20 protein-coding genes are annotated in these 18507 nt (G+C 63.7%); 12 read left to right on the top strand and 8 right to left on the bottom strand.

Going from position 1 to position 18507, the window contains the following annotated elements; genetic code table 11:
* The first annotated feature begins 403 nt into the window (after positions 1–403).
* Both AC2IR1_RS10435 and grxD read left to right on the top strand, forming a co-directional pair.
* A complete protein-coding gene (locus AC2IR1_RS10435; RefSeq protein WP_486476215.1) occupies positions 404–631 on the top strand; it encodes a BolA family protein in 228 nt (75 codons plus the stop codon).
* Between the two features lie 112 nt (positions 632–743).
* Positions 744–1106 carry a Grx4 family monothiol glutaredoxin gene (gene grxD, locus AC2IR1_RS10430; protein WP_486476214.1) on the top strand — a complete coding sequence of 121 codons (363 nt, stop codon included), beginning with the start codon at positions 744–746 and terminating at the stop codon, positions 1104–1106.
* Positions 1107–1127: 21 nt separating this feature from the next.
* Here the strand turns inward: grxD and AC2IR1_RS10425 are convergent, their stop codons facing one another.
* From AC2IR1_RS10425 to AC2IR1_RS10415, 3 genes are read right to left on the bottom strand one after another with little or no spacing between them, the layout of a single operon-like run.
* On the bottom strand, positions 1128–1496 hold the full coding sequence (locus AC2IR1_RS10425) for a hypothetical protein (protein WP_486476213.1): 369 nt from the start codon (positions 1494–1496) through the stop codon (positions 1128–1130).
* 34 nt (positions 1497–1530) lie between these two features.
* Positions 1531–1929: a cell division protein ZapA gene (locus AC2IR1_RS10420; RefSeq protein WP_486476212.1), complete on the bottom strand. Its 399-nt coding sequence runs from the start codon at positions 1927–1929 to the stop codon at positions 1531–1533.
* A complete protein-coding gene (locus tag AC2IR1_RS10415; protein WP_486476211.1) occupies positions 1922–2461 on the bottom strand; it encodes a hypothetical protein in 540 nt (179 codons plus the stop codon). The genes AC2IR1_RS10420 and AC2IR1_RS10415 overlap by 8 nt, the downstream gene beginning before the upstream one ends.
* Before the next feature lie 376 nt (positions 2462–2837).
* On the opposite strand from AC2IR1_RS10415, the gene tkt reads away from it, so the two are divergent.
* Positions 2838–4853 carry a transketolase gene (gene tkt / locus AC2IR1_RS10410; RefSeq protein WP_486476210.1) on the top strand — a complete coding sequence of 672 codons (2016 nt, stop codon included), beginning with the start codon at positions 2838–2840 and terminating at the stop codon, positions 4851–4853.
* A gap of 87 nt (positions 4854–4940) precedes the next feature.
* On the opposite strand, the gene AC2IR1_RS10405 is transcribed toward tkt, so the two are convergent.
* A complete protein-coding gene (locus tag AC2IR1_RS10405) occupies positions 4941–6563 on the bottom strand; it encodes a tannase/feruloyl esterase family alpha/beta hydrolase (RefSeq protein ID WP_486476209.1) in 1623 nt (540 codons plus the stop codon).
* Positions 6564–7015: 452 nt separating this feature from the next.
* On the opposite strand from AC2IR1_RS10405, the gene gap (AC2IR1_RS10400) reads away from it, so the two are divergent.
* From gap (AC2IR1_RS10400) to AC2IR1_RS10385, 4 genes are all read left to right on the top strand, one after another.
* Entirely contained in the window at positions 7016–8020 is a 1005-nt protein-coding gene (gene gap, locus AC2IR1_RS10400) for a type I glyceraldehyde-3-phosphate dehydrogenase (RefSeq protein ID WP_486476208.1), read from the top strand.
* Between the two features lie 193 nt (positions 8021–8213).
* Complete coding sequence (gap, locus tag AC2IR1_RS10395; RefSeq protein WP_486476207.1) at positions 8214–9215, top strand: type I glyceraldehyde-3-phosphate dehydrogenase; 1002 nt, start codon at positions 8214–8216, stop codon at positions 9213–9215.
* Positions 9216–9362: 147 nt separating this feature from the next.
* Positions 9363–9506 carry a hypothetical protein gene (locus tag AC2IR1_RS10390; protein WP_486476206.1) on the top strand — a complete coding sequence of 48 codons (144 nt, stop codon included), beginning with the start codon at positions 9363–9365 and terminating at the stop codon, positions 9504–9506.
* A 48-nt stretch (positions 9507–9554) separates the two neighbouring features.
* Positions 9555–10538 carry an alpha/beta fold hydrolase gene (locus AC2IR1_RS10385; RefSeq protein WP_486476205.1) on the top strand — a complete coding sequence of 328 codons (984 nt, stop codon included), beginning with the start codon at positions 9555–9557 and terminating at the stop codon, positions 10536–10538.
* Here the strand turns inward: AC2IR1_RS10385 and coaD are convergent.
* The 3 genes from coaD to AC2IR1_RS10370 all read right to left on the bottom strand — a co-directional run bounded on the left by coaD (position 10507) and on the right by AC2IR1_RS10370 (position 12545).
* Positions 10507–10998, bottom strand: a complete 492-nt coding sequence (gene coaD, locus AC2IR1_RS10380) for a pantetheine-phosphate adenylyltransferase (protein WP_486476204.1) — start codon at positions 10996–10998, stop codon at positions 10507–10509. The two genes, AC2IR1_RS10385 and coaD, sit on opposite strands and share 32 nt — an antisense overlap.
* A 147-nt stretch (positions 10999–11145) precedes the next feature.
* Complete coding sequence (locus tag AC2IR1_RS10375) at positions 11146–11580, bottom strand: CBS domain-containing protein (protein ID WP_486476203.1); 435 nt, start codon at positions 11578–11580, stop codon at positions 11146–11148.
* 65 nt (positions 11581–11645) lie between these two features.
* Positions 11646–12545: a LysR family transcriptional regulator gene (locus tag AC2IR1_RS10370; protein ID WP_486476202.1), complete on the bottom strand. Its 900-nt coding sequence runs from the start codon at positions 12543–12545 to the stop codon at positions 11646–11648.
* A 95-nt stretch (positions 12546–12640) separates the two neighbouring features.
* On the opposite strand from AC2IR1_RS10370, the gene AC2IR1_RS10365 reads away from it, so the two are divergent.
* On the top strand, positions 12641–14140 hold the full coding sequence (locus AC2IR1_RS10365) for a CoA-acylating methylmalonate-semialdehyde dehydrogenase (RefSeq protein WP_486476201.1): 1500 nt from the start codon (positions 12641–12643) through the stop codon (positions 14138–14140).
* A gap of 61 nt (positions 14141–14201) precedes the next feature.
* Here the strand turns inward: AC2IR1_RS10365 and AC2IR1_RS10360 are convergent, their stop codons facing one another.
* On the bottom strand, positions 14202–14609 hold the full coding sequence (locus AC2IR1_RS10360) for a YkgJ family cysteine cluster protein (protein WP_486476200.1): 408 nt from the start codon (positions 14607–14609) through the stop codon (positions 14202–14204).
* A gap of 287 nt (positions 14610–14896) precedes the next feature.
* Here AC2IR1_RS10360 and AC2IR1_RS10355 point away from each other — a divergent pair, with 287 nt between their 5' ends.
* The 4 genes from AC2IR1_RS10355 to mmsB all read left to right on the top strand — a co-directional run bounded on the left by AC2IR1_RS10355 (position 14897) and on the right by mmsB (position 18482).
* Positions 14897–15316, top strand: coding sequence for a hypothetical protein (locus AC2IR1_RS10355; protein ID WP_486476199.1), 420 nt, complete (start codon positions 14897–14899; stop codon positions 15314–15316).
* 46 nt (positions 15317–15362) lie between these two features.
* Positions 15363–16502 (top strand): acyl-CoA dehydrogenase family protein, encoded by a 1140-nt coding sequence (locus AC2IR1_RS10350; protein ID WP_486476198.1) that lies wholly within the window; start codon positions 15363–15365, stop codon positions 16500–16502.
* Entirely contained in the window at positions 16499–17533 is a 1035-nt protein-coding gene (locus tag AC2IR1_RS10345; protein ID WP_486476197.1) for an enoyl-CoA hydratase/isomerase family protein, read from the top strand. Before AC2IR1_RS10350 ends, AC2IR1_RS10345 begins: the two co-directional genes overlap by 4 nt.
* Positions 17534–17609: 76 nt before the next feature.
* Complete coding sequence (gene mmsB / locus AC2IR1_RS10340) at positions 17610–18482, top strand: 3-hydroxyisobutyrate dehydrogenase (protein WP_486476196.1); 873 nt, start codon at positions 17610–17612, stop codon at positions 18480–18482.
* Positions 18483–18507: the final 25 nt, after the last annotated feature.

Here is an 18507-nt window from a genome sequence, read left to right as displayed (position 1 = left end):
TGGCCGAGCCCGCCCAAATGCTGCAAAGATGACAGTATTCGTCACACCTCCTGCCGACCATCTGCGACTATGGTCGTAGCAGGTCGGCACGAGGGGTTCCCCGGTACCCCGTACCGTCCGATGGTTCATCTGAACCTCAGTTAAATTACCAAGACATTTTCAGATTTTCGCGGCGGTCCCATGGCAACGTGGGGCCGCCTTTTTCTGCACTGCAGTACCGACGTGATACCGACGTAATACCGACGCGATACAGCATGCGGTTTTTCGAGCTATTCCGGTCACTTGCCCACTTTTGCTGCACTGCGGCGCAATCTTGGCACACCGACACCGCTTTCCGCGCTCCTCTTGCGGCTTGGCAGCCCCTCGCTTACATTCTTCCGGAACGACCCGAACGGAGTGAAACATGGCGATTCAGGCCTCTGAGATCGAAGCCCTCATCCGGGAAAGCTTTCCCGACGCACAGATCATCGTGCAGGGGGACGATGGCCAGCACTTCTCCGCCATGGTCGTGGATGAGAGCTTCCGCGGCATGAACCGTGTCCAGCAACAGCGCCTCGTGAACGCGGCCCTGAAAGCCAAGCTGGACAGCGGAGAGCTGCACGCCCTCGCCCTGACCACCAAGGCCCCCTGAGGCGCGCCCGGGCGCAATCGCCCCGGCAATCCCTTGGGACAGCGATGAAATTTCCGGAATGCCCTACCCATTCCGGCCAGATTGGGGCCATCGGCCCCGGGAAGGAAATCAAATGAGCGACGTGAAGACCCGTATCGACGATCACGTGAAGGCGAACGACGTGGTGCTCTACATGAAGGGCACGAAGGAAATGCCGCAGTGCGGTTTCTCCAGCCGCGTGGCCGGGGTGCTGAACTACATGGGCGTCAACTTTTCCGACGTGAACGTTCTGGCCGATGACGAGATCCGCCAGGGCATCAAGGAATATTCCGACTGGCCCACCATTCCCCAGCTCTACGTGAAGGGCGAATTCGTCGGCGGTTGCGACATCATCACCGAGATGACCCTCTCGGGTGAGCTCGATCAGCTCTTCGACGACAGCGGCGTGACCTACGACAAGGACGCCGCCGAAAAGATCCGCGCCGCAAACGCCTGATCTTTCAGAGGGTTATCGCCCTCACATCCCGAATGAACAGCCGGAATGGAGGACCTCCTCCGTTCCGGCATCCGGGTCCGACCAGGTCAGGAACGATCCACTTCCGCCCGCATCGTGGAAGACATACCCCGGCGCGCCGAAGCTCTGGCGGAACAGCTCCGCTCCTTCGACGAATTCATCCTGCGCATACAGCATGAAAAGCGCCCCCTCGTAGTACATCGCCAGGAACTCGTCCCCGCTTTCCTCGACGGGAATGTAGACCGTCAGCAGGCGCGTGCCGTCGCTGCAGTCGTAGTGGCCCTCCACGATATCCTCCGCAGATGCGGCAAGGGGTATCACGGCGGCCAGCGCCAGGGCGGACAGGGAAAGCGTGACGTTCAAACCCTTCATTTCTCGGCCTTTTCTGGGGGCGGCTTACCGTTCCTCAGGACGGATCGGCCCGGTCTTCAAGCGACTCCGCCAGCGCCTCCGCCCGCGCGGCGAGCTCGGCCAGGGTTTCACTCACGCTGTCGGGCACGACCGGCACTTCGACCCGGCGCGGCTCCGGCGGCGGCATGTCCCGCAGCTCCTCCAGCTCCGCCACGACGGCATCCATCTGCTGCTGCATCTGAGCCAGCCGGTCTTCCATCCCGGCCGTCCTGTCCGCCAGCATCAGCCCCGCCATAAGCAGCATGCGGCTTTCCGGGATGCGCCCGGTCTGCTGCACCAGCGTCGAAGCTTCACGATCCAGCATGCCCGCAGCGGTTTCCAGGAAGTGCTCTTCGCCCTCTTGGCACGCCACATCGAAGCGGCGACCGCCGATGGAGATTTCGATCTCAGGCATCCGCTTCACCTTCTTGTTTCATTTCAGTTTCCGCCCCCTGTCCGACCATGTCTTCCAATGCGGCAAGAATGGTCGCGGCCTCGGCCCGGGCGACATCGTGATCGATACGCAGCGCTTCAAGCTCCGCTGCCATGCCCTCCTCCAGAAGCTCGGCGCCAGCGGCACCGTTCGCGTCCCGAAGCAGGCGATTGTTCTCACGCAGGCGGTCGTTGACCGCGCGCAGCCTGTCCAGTTCCGCCTCCATCATGGCCATGGCGCCGGTCACCTCGGCCGATGGTCCGGAGGGGGGCTCTGCCCGCGTCGTGGCCGCAGCCAACTCCGCCTCCAGCTCATCTTGGCGGGCATGCAGCGCGCGCACCCGCTCCTCCAGCTGGGCATTGGCGGTCCGTTCCTCCGCCAGAAGCTCCTTCAGCTCCTCCACGCTCTCCCCTTCGGGCGGCGCGGGGCGGATGGGTTCCAGCCGCTCAAGGCTGTATCCGATCCGGTCCATAGCGGCCAGGATACGGCCCTGCAATTCTTCGAGGTTACTCATCAGCTCTTCTCACACTGCCCGCTACCGCTTTTCCGGTAGTCCTGCCTTACCCGACCCGTGACGGCAACACCGCCCCTGTCACGCCCCCGAACCTTTTCACTGTCCAGCCGATTTCCGCTGGTTCACGCCCCTTCGCCACCATCCGGCCACAGGCGGAACCCAAACCTGAACCCCGACCTGCAGGACATTGGCATCGTTGGCGAATCATTGGCCCGTCCTTATTTCAGGCGAGTGTACAGAAAGCATCAGCCTTTCCCAAATCGAGTACCAGTTATGGGCGAAAAGCACCGGATTCGGCCTGCCAAGCTTGCCTTTCGCGCCTCGGCTGGTATGAGCGCGCTAACATAGACGCCTGACCTGCGAGAGGACACCGAAAGTGGATATCGACGCACTGCGCTCCGCCCACCCTGACCATTGGTCCAAGGCAACCGCGATCCGGGCGCTCACGCTCGATGCCGTGGCCGCCGCAAATTCCGGTCACTCCGGCATGCCGATGGGCATGGCAGACGTGGCCACCGTGCTGTTTGAAAAGCACCTGAAGTTCGACGCATCCCAGCCCAACTGGTTCGACCGCGACCGCTTCATCCTGTCGGCGGGCCACGGCTCGATGCTGCTCTACTCCCTGCTGCACCTGACCGGTTACGAGCAGTTCCCCATCGAAGAGATCAAGAACTTCCGCCAGTGGGGCGCCCGCACCGCAGGTCACCCGGAAAACTTCCTGGCCAACGGCATCGAATGCACCACCGGCCCGCTGGGTCAGGGCATTGCAATGTCCGTCGGCTTCGCCATGGCCGAGGAGATGCTGCGCGGTCAGTTCTCCAAGCGCCTGGTCGACCACCACACCTACGTCATCGCCGGTGACGGCTGCCTGATGGAAGGCGTCTCCGAAGAGGCAATCTCCCTTGCAGGCCGTCATGAGCTGTCCAAGCTGATCGTCCTGTGGGACAACAACAACATCACCATCGACGGCACGGTGGAGCTCTCCTCCAAGACCGACCAGGTGATGCGCTTCAAGGCCAACGGCTGGCACGTCCAGGAAATCGACGGTCACGATCCCGTCGCCATCGACGAGGCGATCACCGCCGCCAAGAAGGCCGGCAAGCCCTCCATGATCGCCTGCAAGACCCACATCGCCCTGGGTCACGCCGCGCAGGACACCTCCAAGGGCCACGGCGCCCTGACCAACAAGGAACAGCTGGAAGCGGCCAAGGCCGCCTACGGCTGGAACTACGGCCCGTTCGAGATCCCCGCAGAGGTGAAGTCCGCCTGGGAAGAGATCGGGCGCCGCGGCGCAGAGCAGCGCTTCGCCTGGGAAAGCCACCTGGCCAGCCTGCCCGAGCGCAAGCAGTCGGACTTCCAGCGCCGCATCGACGGTGACGCCCCCAAGAAGCTCTCCGCCGTTGTCCGCGCGCTGAAGAAGCAGGCCTCCGAGACGCTGCCGAAGGTCGCGACCCGCAAGGCGTCCGAGATGACGCTGGAAGTGATCAACCCGGTCATGCCCGAAACCATCGGCGGCTCCGCCGACCTGACCGGGTCCAACAACACCAAGACCGGCGACCTGGGCATCTTCGACACCGACAACCGCAAGGGTCGCTTCGTGCACTACGGCATCCGGGAACACGGCATGGCCGCCGCGATGAACGGCATGGCCCTGCATGGTGGCCTGAAGCCCTACTCCGGCACCTTCTTCTGCTTCACCGACTACGCCCGCCCCGCGATGCGCCTGTCGGCGCTGATGCAGATCTCCCCGGTTTACGTCATGACCCATGACTCCATCGGCCTGGGTGAAGACGGCCCGACCCACCAGCCGGTCGAACACCTGGCCATGTGCCGCGCGACGCCGAACACCCTGGTGTTCCGCCCCGCGGACGTGGTGGAAACCGCCGAAGCCTGGGAAATCGCGCTGAGCCAGAAGGGCACGCCCTCTGTCCTGTCGCTGACCCGCCAGAACCTGCCGACCGTCCGGACCGAGCACAAGACCAAGAACATGGTCGAACAGGGCGCCTATGTCCTGGCCGAAGCCACCGGCAAGCGCCAGGCAATCCTGATGGCCACCGGATCCGAAGTGGCGATCGCCATGGACGCCCGCGCCCTGCTCGAGGCCGAAGGCATCGGGACCCGCGTCGTCTCCATGCCCTGCTGGGAACTGTTCGAAGAGCAGGACGAGAAGATCAAGAAGCGCGTTCTGCCCGCAGGCCCCGTCCGTGTCGCGGTCGAGGCCGGCATTCGCCAGGGCTGGGACAAGTGGCTGCTGGGTGAACGCGGCCGTGAGGCCAAGGCCGGTTTTGTCGGCATGACCGGCTTCGGTGCCTCCGCTCCCGCGGAAACGCTCTACGAGAAGTTCGGCATCACCGCGGAAGCAGTGGCCGAAAAGGTTAAGTCGCTGCTCTGATCAGAAGAGCGCGCCTGTATCGTGGAAATATGGAAAGGCCGGGCAGCTGCCCGGCCTTTCGCTTTGCCGCAAGCGACCGGCTGCCGCTTACTGCGTCGGAAGCCCTGCCGCCAGAAGGCCGGAGGCCACGCCGATGCTGCCCATGGTCAGCAGGTCGTCCCCGCCCTCGCAGCTCCAGTTCTCAGCCGTGTTGACGTCACCGGTGCCTTTGTAGGTCGCCTTGGCCGGATAGGCACAAAGCGGCATGGCGCGCGTCACTTGGCCCGCGTCATCGACTTTCTTTGCCGCGATGCTTTCGGGCGGCACGCCCTGCTCCACCCAGGCTTCGAGCGCCGAGAGCGTGCCGAAGGTATTCGGCCCGGCGCCACCGCCGCAGTGGCCCATGTCTGGCACCATGAAGAGCCGGCTTTCCGAAGCAAGCGCGTCCAGCCCGCCCCGGCTGTCGGCCAGGTCGTCGTAATAGCGCACTGTCCGGAACGGGCTGAGCGCATGGTCGCCGTACCCGTGGTAAAGGATCATCTTCTTGCCTGCATCCAGGAATGCCTGCATCGCGGGAATGCTGGAGCCGTTGCCGGTTTCCGTCTTGGCCACGAATGCCTCCATCTGCGCACGCGGGACGATGCCCTCGGCCGTGACGCCGAAATCACGCACGTCATAGCTCGGATCATGCATGACCATGTACTGGATGATGTGGTCCGAGAACGCCCATTCCAACGGGGCCGGGCTGTAGCCCTCATTGCCCCAGGGTTCAGCGGCCGAGATGTCATTTGGCGCCTCGTTACCACCCATGAACAAGGCAAAGCCCCCATCGAACAGCACCGGCGAGTAGCCCGGGAAGACCAGCTGTCCGTCATCGGTGTAAAGGCCCGTGTAGTAGGCTCGCAGGCTGCGTGCCTGGTCCACGCTCAGGCAGTCATCTGCATCCGCGCCATCGCAAATCAGGCTGTCGGGCGAGAAGGAGCAGGCGGATGGCATCTGGATCAACCCGTCCTCCACCCCGTCGACCCCGTCGCAGGCGGCCAGAACCGCTGCGTTCAGCGCCGGCAGTTTCGACGCGGAGATATGCGCGGTGGGAGAGGACAGTTGCGCCACCTGGAAGTGCTGGATCTGCAGCATCGAGGAGATGTCCATGAAGGGCGCGCCGGAAATCACCCCGTCGAAGTCGTCCGGGTACTGCGTTGCCGCAACCTGGGCCATCCGGCCACCGGTGGAGCAGCCCGAGAGGTAGGAGTAATCCGGCGCCGCACCATAGGCTGCCCGGGCCAGAGCCTTGCCGGTTTCCGTCACCACGTGGCTGGAGCGGAAGTAGTAGTCCGCCAGCCCGGCCTCGTTCACCGTCCCGTCGGCATTCAGGGCAAAGGTCGCATCCAGTACGTTCGCGCCTTCGTGTCCGAGGTCGGTCATCGCGGTGACGTATCCCTCTTCTTCCGCATGCGCGATATCCACCTTGTTGGCCGAGGCACCAACCTTGCCCGCCAGGCCACCGTTGCCGATCATCAGGAACTTGCCGTTCCAGTCGTCAGGCAGCCGGTAGGAAAAGCGCGCAACCCCATCCGGCGCGCCTGCGCCGGTCGTGATGACGCTGCCCTCGGCGATGCAGGCGGCGGGGGCGCCTTCCGCCGGGGTCGCGGCGGTGAAAGTCACGCCGGGCAGGTCCAGCGCTGTCAGCGCCGCGACCGAGCATTCCAGGGCAAGCGCCGGCTGGGTCATCCCGACAAGGGCCGGGCCAAGGGCCAATCCGCGCCATGCACGTCTAACATTCAGTTTTCTGGTCATGATTTCTCCTGTTGGAACGATCACGGCGCCCGGCGAAGAGGCCAGGCGGGGAAAAGACCGGATCGCACGGACAGCCTCGCAAAGAATTTCGTTTGCAGGCATACAAAAATTGCAAAACCCCCTGTCTCGCCTCCGAAAAACCAAATGCATGCAAATAAATGCAACTGATGCCCGGCAATCCACCTTTTGCAAAACGCGAATCTCTGCGCTTTCGATCAACCGCGCCTTCCAAAGCTGTTAGCGCCACCCTCTGCGCAGGTTAGCGCCACCATTTGCAGGTGCAGAAATGTTTTCGCTAACATACTGTCAAGAAAGGCTTTTTCCACTTACCCGCCGAACTGGGTTCGGCTATGACCCCCTCAGGCTCATCAGCAGGAGATCCCGGCATGACGATCACCCTCGGTATCAACGGTTTCGGACGCATCGGTCGTTGCACGCTTGCCCATATCGCGGAAGCGGCGCGCAATGACGTTCAGGTCGTGAAGCTGAACGCCACTGGCCCGATCGAAACCAATGCCCACCTGCTGAAGTATGACAGCGTCCATGGTCGCTTCGGCAACGAGGTGAAGGTCGCCGGCAACACGATGGATATCGGCCGTGGCCCCATGGAAGTCATGTCGACCTACGATCCCGAGGAACTCGACTGGGAAGGCGTCGACGTCGTCCTGGAGTGCACGGGGAAGTTCAACGACGGTGAGAGGGCCAAGATCCACAAGGCCCGCGGTGCCAAATCCGTGCTGATCTCCGCCCCGGCCAAGAACGTCGAGAAGACGATCGTCTTCGGCGTCAACCACCGTGACCTGGTGGAAGGCGACACCATGATCTCCAACGGGTCCTGCACCACCAATTGCCTGGCGCCGCTGGCCAAGGTCCTGAACGAGGCGATCGGCATCGATTCGGGTATCATGACCACGATCCACTCCTACACCGGCGACCAGCCGACACTGGACCGCCGCCACAAGGACCTTTACCGCGCACGTTCCGCCGCGATGAGCCAGGTGCCGACCTCCACCGGCGCGGCCAAGGCCATCGGGCTGGTGCTGCCGGAACTGGCCGGCAAACTCGACGGCTCCTCCATCCGGGTGCCGACCCCCAATGTCTCCGCCGTCGACCTGACCTTCGTTGCGCAGAAGGATGTCACCGTCGATGACGTGAACGAGGTGGTCCGCGAAGCCGCCGAAGGCAACATGCGCCACGTCCTGGGCTACGATCCGGAACCCAAGGTCTCCATCGATTTCACCCACACCGAGCAGAGCTCGATCTTCGCACCCGACCAGACCAAGGTCATCGGCAAGCGCCTGGTGCGTGTTCTAGCCTGGTATGACAACGAATGGGGCTTCTCCTGCCGCATGGCCGATGTCGCCGCAGCCCTCGGTCGCCTGCAGAAGTAATTCCGCCGACATCCCCCATCGCACCGACCCGCCGGACTTTTCCGGCGGGTTTGTCGTTTTGTCACCGTACTGAACCTTGACCTTTGCCTCCGAGAAGTAGAGTCTACACGCGACGTTAGCGCTAACCGGCCCGGCCGGACGCTGATCGGACCAGTATTTCCCGTGTCGACCCTCCAGAAAAGGACCTCGGACCATGGCAACCACAGTCGCAATCAACGGTTTCGGACGTATCGGGCGCAACGTTCTGCGCGCCATCGCGGAATCCGGCCGCACCGATATCGAAGTCGTCGCAATCAACGACCTCGGCCCGGTCGAGACGAACGCCCACCTGTTCCGCTACGACAGCGTGCACGGCCGCTTTGCAGGTGAAGTCACCACCGGCGAAGACTGGATGGACGTCGGCATGGGCAAGATGAAGGTCACCGCGATCCGCAATCCCGAAGAGCTGCCCTGGGCCGGCGTCGACATCGCGCTGGAATGCACGGGCATCTTCACCAAGCGCGACGCCGCTGCACGCCACCTGGAAAACGGCTCTTCGCGGGTGCTCGTCTCGGCCCCCTGCACCGATGCCGACGTCACCTCCGTCTTCGGGGTGAACCACGACGAGATCACCAAGGATCACATGGTGATCTCCAATGCGTCCTGCACCACCAACTGCCTGTCGCCCGTCGCCAAGGTGCTCAATGACACCATCGGGATCGAAAAGGGCTTCATGACCACGATCCACAGCTACACCGGCGACCAGCCGACGCTGGATACCATGCACAAGGATCTGTACCGGGGCCGCGCCGCCGCGCTGAGCCAGATCCCGACCTCCACCGGGGCCGCGAAGGCCGTGGGCCTGGTCCTGCCGGAACTCAAGGGCAAGCTGGACGGCGTCGCCATCCGCGTTCCCACCCCCAACGTCTCCTGCGTCGACCTGACCTTCATCGCCAAGCGCGCGACCACGGTCGAAGAGATCAACGAGGCCGTCATCGCCGCCGCCGAAGGCCCGATGAAAGGCGTTCTCGGCTACACCAAGGCGCCGAACGTCTCCATCGACTTCAACCATGACAGCCACAGCTCCACCATGGCGCTGGATCAGACCAAGGTCATGGATGGCACCATGGTGCGCATTCTCAGCTGGTACGACAACGAGTGGGGCTTCTCCTGCCGCATGGGCGACATGGCCGCCACCATCGGCAAGCTCCTCTGACATCCCTGCGGCGCGGCCTCCTCGGGCCGCGCCTTTCCTTTGCCCTGTCCATGCCTGCGGCAGGCCAAGGGCGCGTTCTTCCAGGTGGTTGATGCACCGGCATTTCTCGGGCATAGCAACCAAAGCTCGCTGCACGGAGGAGCCCGCGTGACCAACCGCATCGCGATTGTCCTTGGCGTCGTCATCGTGACGCTGCTGGCGCTGGACAACCTGTTCGGTGGCGGGGACAATACCTTGTTCCTGATGCGCAAATTTGCCGACCTCATTGAATGGCTGGCGTTCTGGCGCTAGGGCAATGAATTCGGGCCGGTCTCTGCCGCCTCAAAGACGGAATGAATTATGTATCTGCTGCTGGGTCTCCTGGTATTTGTCCTGCTATGCGCTCTGGGGCTCTTTGCCTACACGCTGACCTGGAAGCGCCGCGCGGAACGCGCCGTCCCGCCACGGGGCGCCTTTACCCGCATTTCGACCGGGCGCCTGCATTACCTCGACGTGGGGACAGGCCCCGTCATCTTCCTGATCCACGGGCTGGGCGGACAGATGGGCAACTTCGATTGCGGCCTGATCGACAACCTGGCGAAGGATCACCGTGTGATTGCCATAGATCGCCCCGGCATGGGCTGGTCCGAACGCCCGCTGACGGCCCCCTGCGCGCCGGCTGATACCGCAGCCCTGATGTTCGAGGTCATGGACAAGCTCGACATCCAGGCACCGCTGGTCGTCGGGCATTCCCTGGGCGGCGCAATCGCGCTGAACATGGCCATCCAGCAACCCGAAAGGCTGCGCGGCCTTGCCCTTCTGGCGCCCCTCACCCTGCCTGCCGGCAGCCCGTCCGAGGTTTTCGACGGCCTCCGCATCAGTTCCGACCTGCTGCGCTGGCTGCTGTCCTGGACCTTTGCCGCGCCTGCCGCCATCCGACAGACCGAAGCGGTCCTGGAACAGCTTTACGGGCCGGAGGAGATGCCGCCGAACGCGCCCATTCAGGGCGGCGCCATGCTGACCCTGCGGCCGAGCCATTTCTACCATACCAGCCGGGACTACATGTCTTCCGCCGAAGGGCTGGAGGAGATGTCCAGGAAATATGCCGACCTGACCGTGCCCGTCCGCTTGCTCTACGGCACCGGGGACCAGATCCTGGATCACAACATCCACGGCTCCAAACTGGTCGGCCGGCATCCGCAAATCGGCCTGAAGCTGATCGAGGGTGGGCATATGCTGCCGCTGACGCAGCCTGCTCGCTGCGCCGATTTCATCCGGGACGCATCCGAAAAGATGCGCGGCAGCCTGACGATCAGGAGAGCTTCGCCAGAAGTCTATCGTTGACGTTCGGCGTCACGAACTTCGAAACGTCGCCATCCAGCCGGCAGATTTCCTTCACCAGCTTGGAGGCGATCGCCTGGTGACCCGCGTCAGCCATCAGGAAGACCGTCTCGACCGACGCATCAAGCGCGCGGTTCATCCCGACCATCTGGAATTCATACTCGAAATCCGTCACCGCCCGCAGACCCCGAATGATCAGGGTGGCGTTCACGTCGTGCGCACAGTGGATCAGCAGGTTCTCGAAGGGATGCACGACGATTTCCGTGCCGGTCTCCTTCGAGAGGCGGGAAATCTCTGCCTCTATCATCTCGACCCGCTCTTCCAGGGTGAAAAGCGGCCCCTTGTCCCGGTTGATCGCCACGCCGATCACGAGCCGGTCCACCAGGGCCGTCGCCCGGCGGATGATGTCGATGTGACCCAGGGTGACCGGGTCGAAGGTGCCGGGGTAAAGGCCGATGCGCATGGGTGCTCCTCCGCTTGCACTTGCAGCGAACGCAACAATATTGCGCTGCGAATTGCAAGCGGGAAGCATGTCTTTTCAGATTAACGCGTGCCTTTGCCAGCGCAGCGAGGGGCGACCTGCGCCCCTCACCCAGCATCAATGGCACCATCAATGGCCCATGATCATGCCTTCAAGCGCGGTCTTTTCGGCGTGCAGCTGGCTCAGCCGTGCCTTGACCACATCGCCGATCGTCACGATGCCGACAAGGACGCCATCCTGCACGACAGGCATGTGGCGGAACCGGCCTTCGGTCATCTTTTCCAGCACCTGGTCAGAGCTCATCTCCACGGTGCAGCAGACCGGGTCCTTCGTCATCAGCGTGGCCGCGGTCAGGCCAAGAACGCCGTCCCCGCGGGTTGACAGGGCACGCACGATGTCCCGCTCGGACAGGATCCCTTCGGCGCTTTCACCGTCGGAACTGACCACGACGCCGCCGATCCGCTTTTCACGCAGGATATCGGCGACCTCGGAAATCTGGGTTTCAGGGGCGACTGTGAAGACGCCATCGGTGGACTTGGACTTCAGGATCTGCTGAACCAGCATGCTCTCTCCTCCATGAGTTGCATGTACTCCTCCCCAGTCAGCGTCCCCCGGTTGCCCCCGACCTGTCAAGTCAGCGCTTCGCGACGGCTAATCTCCGCCTTGAGCCGTTCGGATAGCAGGGCGGCAAAATCGTTCAGGCGCCCAAGGCGGGCATCATCCTGATGTCGGACGAGGTAGAAGCTGCGCGTCAGGCCGATCTCTTCCGGCAGGACCCGTTGCAGGCCCGGATGGTGCGGCAGGGAAAAGGCGTGCAGGATACCCAACCCCGCCCCGCCCGCGACCCACTGGAACTGAACCGAAACGGAATTCGAGGCGAGTTTGACACGGCGCAGCCCGATTTCCTCAAGGTAGTCCAGCTCCTTGTCGAAGATCATGTCAGGGATGTAGCCGACGACGCGATGCGCCTGCAGGTCGTCAGGCGTACGGATCGGCGGGTGTCGCTCCAGGTAGCCCTTGGTGGCAGCAAGGGTCAGGTTGTAGTCCGACACCTTCTGAACCAGCAACCGCCCGGCCGTCGGGGCGCTGACAGTGATGGCCATGTCGGCCTCCCGCCGGGACAGGTTAAAGAGGCGCGGCAGGGCAACGATCTGGATTTCCAGCTCCGGGTTCTCATCAAGAATGGTGGCACAGACCTGCGGAAGCAGGAAGTTCGCCACCCCATCGGGGGCGCCGATCCGGATCTGGCCTGAAAGCCCGCCGGCCGCCTGCCCCGCGACCTCTGCCGCGCCGGCGGTCAACGCGCTCTCCGCCCGGGCGGCGTGGGCAAGCAACCTCTGCCCCGCATCGGTCAGCGCGTACCCCTGTGCCGACCGGACGAAGAGAGCCGCCCCGGTCTGTTCCTCCAACCGAGCGATCCGCCGCCCGACGGTGGCGGGATCGATCCGCAGGTTCCGGGCCGCCGCCGACAGGCTTTCGACCCGGCCAACGGCCAGAAAGATCCGAAGGTCGTCCCAGTTCACGGTCACCCCCTGCATTTTTGCAAAACCACTTTGAATACTTTCCTCTTCATCCGGCATTTGCGCAAGGGTAACTTGCCCCCGAAAGACTTCAGGAGGATTCCATGCAGGAACTGACCCATTACATCGACGGCGCCCACGTGAAGGGCACCTCTGGCCGTTTCACCAACGTAATGAACCCGGCCACCGGCGAAGTGATCGCCAAGGTGCCGCTGGCCACCGTCGAAGAACTGAACGACGCCGTGGCCCGCGCGGCCGAAGCGCAGGTCAAATGGGCCGCCACCAACCCGCAGCGCCGCGCCCGCGTCATGATGAAGTTCGGCCAGCTGATCAACGAGCACATGGACGAGCTGGCAGAGCTGATCTCCCGCGAGCACGGCAAGACCCTGCCGGACGCCAAGGGCGACGTGCAGCGTGGCCTGGAAGTGGTCGAGGTCTGCATGGGCGCGCCGCACATGCTGAAGGGTGAATTCACCGACAACGGCGGCCCGGGCATCGACCTCTACTCCATGCGTCAGCCGCTGGGTGTCGTGGCCGGGATCACCCCGTTCAACTTCCCCGCGATGATCCCGCTGTGGAAGATGGCGCCGGCCCTGGCCTGCGGCAACGCGATGATCCTCAAGCCTTCCGAGCGCTGCCCCTCCACCTCGCTGCGCCTGGCGGAACTGATCCTGGAAGCCGGCCTGCCCGCAGGCGTCCTGCAGGTCGTCAACGGCGACAAGGAAGTCGTCGACGCGATCCTGGACAATGAAACCGTGGCAGCCGTCGGCTTCGTCGGTTCCACCCCGATCGCGCAGTACATCTACGGCCGCGCCGCCTCCAACGGCAAGCGCGCCCAGTGCTTCGGCGGTGCCAAGAACCACATGATCATCATGCCCGATGCCGATCTGGACAAGGCCGCCGACGCGCTGGTCGGTGCCGGCTACGGCGCGGCTGGTGAACGTTGCATGGCAATCTCCGTCGCGGTTCCGGTGGGCGAAAAGACCGCCGATGGCCTGATGGAACGCCTGATCCCGCGCATCGAGAAGCTGAAAGTCGGCCCGTACACCGCAGGTGACGACGTGGACTACGGCCCCGTCATCACCGCCGCCTCCAAAGCCCGGATCGAAGGCCTGATCGCCTCCGGTGTGGAACAAGGCGCAACGCTGCTGAAGGACGGTCGCAACTTCAAGCTGCAGGGCTACGAAGAAGGCTTCTTCGTCGGTCCGACCCTGTTCGACAATGTCACCCCGGACATGGACATCTACAAGGAAGAGATCTTCGGCCCGGTCCTGAGCCAGGTGCGTGCCGAGACCTATGAGGACGCGCTGAAGCTGACCATGGACAATCCCTATGGCAACGGCACCGCGATCTACACCGCCGACGGCGATACCGCCCGCGACTTCGCATCGCGCGTGAACGTCGGCATGGTCGGCATCAACTTCCCGATCCCGGTTCCGCTGTCCTACCACACCTTCGGTGGCTGGAAGAAATCGGCCTTCGGCGACCTGAACCAGTACGGCCCCGATGCCTTCAGGTTCTACACCAAGACGAAAACGGTCACCGCCCGCTGGTTCTCCGGCATCAAGGAAGGTGGCGAGTTCAACTTCAAGGCCATGGACTGATCCACGGCAAAGGGCGGCCTTCGGGCCGCCCTTCTTCTTTCTCGTCAGGCCCGCTCCCCAATCAGGCGCGTCCGCGCGGACCGGTGACGCCCGGCAGGGACGCGATGATCTCTGCCCCGGGTACCTCTTCGGGCGTATCAGGCAGGACGACGGGCGGCAGCCGGATCGCATCCGCCTCTGCCATGCGATGCGCGCGGGACCTGCCACATTCGAAGGATCCGGCGCGAAAGGCCCTGCAGGCTGTCGGACGCTGTTCGTAGACTGCGCAGGCCAGGCCACCGCCCGGGATGGCACGAAGCTGCGCACAGTGCCCCTGTTCCATTTGCATGAATCGAAGCGGGCCTTCCTGCGTCCAGGCATGATCGGGAAGGCCGCGGTCATGATCCTCTGGCAGCAGGCGGATGTAGCGGGCATGCGCGCCGAAACAGCATGCACCGCAAGATAGGCAATCGGGTTGGTGGTTTGTCATGAAGAGAACTCAAGACGCCGGCCGGCGACTACGGGATCGACGGCGATGCGCCTGCCGTGCGCTACACCCGGGCGTTCCAACGGGAAAGAGGAAACGCACAGTCGACACGCCTCCCACTGGCAAATCGGCGGGCACAAAGCGTGCAAAAGTTGACCAGCTGGTCACAGTCAGCAGTGATGTACACAGCTGCGGCAATCCATTTGTGGACGAGACGAAAACGAATGGTACAAAAAGACAGGCGGCGCACCGCCAACGTTACCTGAGTACCCGAAGCCGAGTGCCCGTTGATGTCCTGCAAGTATACGATCCTCAAGCCCTTTAGCCTTGCCTACATACGGATGGCGGATGTGGTGACGGCGCGGGACAGTCTTGACGAATTGCTGCGCTTCGCCCGCGATCCGGAAGCGTCCCCGGACCTGAACCAGCTGGTCGATCTGCGCGACGTGACCGATCTGAAGCTGAATGTGCTGGACATGCTGCGCATGCATGCGCGCAAGGCGGAGATCTTCACCATGTCCGAGCAGGATCGCCTCTTCGTTCACATTGCGCCCACGCCGATTTCCCGCAAGATTGCGAGCCTGGTCCTGAAAAGCTGGGATCGGGTCCCGGGGATCACGCATCGTGTGGTCCAGACAGAGGAACAGGCGCTGGAAGTTCTGGGCCTGAGGGAGAAGACCATAGACGCCTTGATGCAACAAAGGGCCTGAGGAGACCCTCTGCATCACACGGCGGCGAAAACGGGGAGGAGGACCCATGGATTTCGCACTCAGCGAGGAACAACTCGCCATTTTCGACATGGCCCATGCCTTTGGGCAGGACCGGATCGCCCCCCATGCCACGGCCTGGGAAGAGGCCGGGGAGATCCCGAAATCCCTCTGGCCGGAGATCGCAGCGCTCGGTTTCGGGGGCCTTTACGTCAGCGAGGAAAGCGGCGGCGCGGGCCTGACGCGGCTGGACGCCACGCTGGTCTTCGAAGCGCTTTCCATGGCCTGCCCCTCTGTCGCCGCCTTCCTGTCGATCCACAACATGTGCGCAAAGATGCTGGACAGCTTTGCCTCCGACGACCTCCGCTCGCAACTGATGCCCGATGTCCTCGGCATGCAGAGGGTCCTGTCCTACTGCCTGACGGAACCCGGATCCGGTTCCGACGCTGCGGCACTGAAGACACGGGCAGATCCGTCCGATGCGGGCTACAGGTTGACCGGCACCAAGGCCTTCATCTCCGGCGGGGGATATTCCGACGGCTACATCGTCATGGCCCGGACCGGTGGAGAGGGCGCAAAAGGCGTTTCCTGTCTCTACGTTCCGGACGGCACACCGGGGCTGTCCTTCGGCGGGCTTGAACGCAAGATGGGCTGGAAAAGCCAGCCCACCCGCCAGGTTCAGCTTGATGGCTGCGCCGTCCCCCACGACCACCTGATCGGCGAGGAAGGGCGCGGCTTCCACTACGCGATGATGGGGCTGGACGGCGGGCGGCTCAACATCGCCTCCTGCTCTCTCGGCGCGGCGCAGGCCGCCCTGACGGCCACGCTCGCCTACATGGCGGAGCGGCGCGCCTTTGGCCGCTCCCTGACCGAATTCCAGGCCCTGCAATTCAGACTGGCCGATCTGGAGATAGAGCTTCAGGCCGCCCGCGTCTTCCTGCGCCAGGCCGCATGGAAGCTGGACCAGGGCGCCCATGACGCGACCAAGCATTGTGCGATGGCAAAGAAATTCGTGACCGAGGCCGGGTCACGCATCGTCAATCAGTGCCTGCAACTGCATGGTGGATATGGATATCTTGCCGACTACGGCATCGAGAAACTGGTACGGGACCTTCGGGTGCACGAGATCCTGGAAGGCACGAATGAAATCATGCGCCTCATCGTGGCAAGGAGCCTTCTGACCCAATGAGCGAGCTTTCCATCCGGCGCGACGGTTGCGCCGGGCGCATCACCCTGACGCGCGAGGATGCGCTGAACGCGCTGTCCTACGACATGGCCCGCGGTATCGAAGCGGCCCTGCTGGACTGGCAGGACGACCCTGAGGTGACGCTCATCCTCATCGACGCCGCAGGCGAGAAGGCCTTCTGTGCGGGTGGTGACATCCGCGAGATGTACGAGACCGGGCGTGCGGGCGATTTCGAATACGGCCGCCGGTTCTGGCGGGACGAGTACCGGATGAACGCCCATCTGGCCAGCTACCCGAAACCGGTCGTGTCCTTCCTGCAGGGCTTCGTCATGGGCGGTGGCGTGGGCGTGGGGTGCCATGTGTCGCTGCGCGTGGCCTGTGAAAGCACCCGCATCGCCATGCCGGAATGCGGCATCGGCCTTGTCCCGGACGTTGGCGGTTCGCTTCTTCTGGCCAGGGCGCCGGGGCGTCTGGGCGCCTACCTGGGCCTGACCGGGGCGCGCATGGGACCTGGCGACGCGATCCACGCAGGCTTTGCCGATCTCTACCTGCCGCAGGCCCAATGGGAGGCGGCAAAGGCGGTCCTTTGTGAAACCGGACGCACTGCCGCGCTGGAAAAGGCAGGCCATTTCGCGCCCGCCTCCCACCTGGCAGAGAACCAGGATTACCTCGATGCGCTCTTCGCCGCCGACAACCTGCCCCAGATCGCAGAGGCGCTCGAAGAGGAAGCGGCAGAGGAAACGGCGGGCCGCGCCCTGAAGGCGCTGCGGTCTGGCTGCCCACTTTCCATGGCGGCCACGCTGGAACTGCTGCAGCGGCTGCGGGGGGAAACCGACATCCGGGCCGCCCTCTCGCTGGAGTATCGCTTCACCTCCCGGGCGATGGAACATGGTGATTTCATAGAAGGCATCCGGGCGCAGATCATCGACCGCGACCGCAAGCCCAGATGGCGACACGGGCTGGACGTCGACGCGGCAGAAGTGGCGGCAATGCTGGCACCTCTGGAGACCGAGCTGAGCTTCACGCCAGCATGAACGAGACCGGAATAAGCGAGACCGGCATAAACGAGACCCGAACAAACAATAAATGTGTGTAACGAGGGAGGGACGGATGAAGATCGGTTTCATCGGACTGGGTAACATGGGCTTTCACATGGCCCGCAATCTGGCAGCAGCCGGCCATGAGGTGACAGGCTACGACATGGCCGATGTCACCGTGCCGGGCGTCGCCTCTGCAAACACTGCCGCTGACGCGGCGCGGGGGGCCGATGTCGTCATCACGATGCTTCCCAACGGGGAGATCCTGAGGGCCGTTGCCGATCAGATCCAGCCCGCAATGAAGAACGGGGCCTGCCACCTTGATTGTTCGACCGTCGATGTCGACAGCGCACGCGCCGTTGCCGCCAGCGCGGTCAACCTCGGCCTGCTGGCAATGGATGCGCCGGTTTCCGGCGGAACGGGAGGCGCCGACGCGGGCACACTTACCTTCATGGCTGGGGGGCCGGATGCGGCGTTTGCCGTCGTGAGCCCGCTCTTCGAGGTCATGGGCCAGAAGGCCGTCCACTGCGGTGGCGCCGGCAACGGCCAGGCCGCAAAAATCTGCAACAACATGATCTTGGGCGTCACGATGATCGCCACCTGCGAAGCCTTCGCCCTGGCCGACAAGCTGGGACTGGACAGGCAGGCCATGTTCGACGTGGTTTCCACCTCCTCCGGATACAGCTGGTCGATGAACGCCTACTGCCCCGCGCCCGGCGTCGGCCCGAAATCACCTGCCGACAATGACTATACCCCCGGCTTCGCCGCTGCGCTGATGCTGAAGGACCTGCGCCTGTCTCAGCTGGCGGCTCAAAGCAGCGGAGCAGAGACGCCCATGGGGGCTGCCGCGGAAGAGCTTTACACTGCCTTTGTGGAAGACGAAGGATGCGGTGCAAAGGATTTCTCGGCCATGCTGCCCCGGTTCACGGCGCGTAACGGCGGCTGAACCACCCTGCCCGCCTGGCCGGACG

It is taken from the genome of Pseudooceanicola sp. NS-SX8, from assembly GCF_057380755.1.
This window is presented reverse-complemented; position numbering and strand designations above follow the sequence as displayed.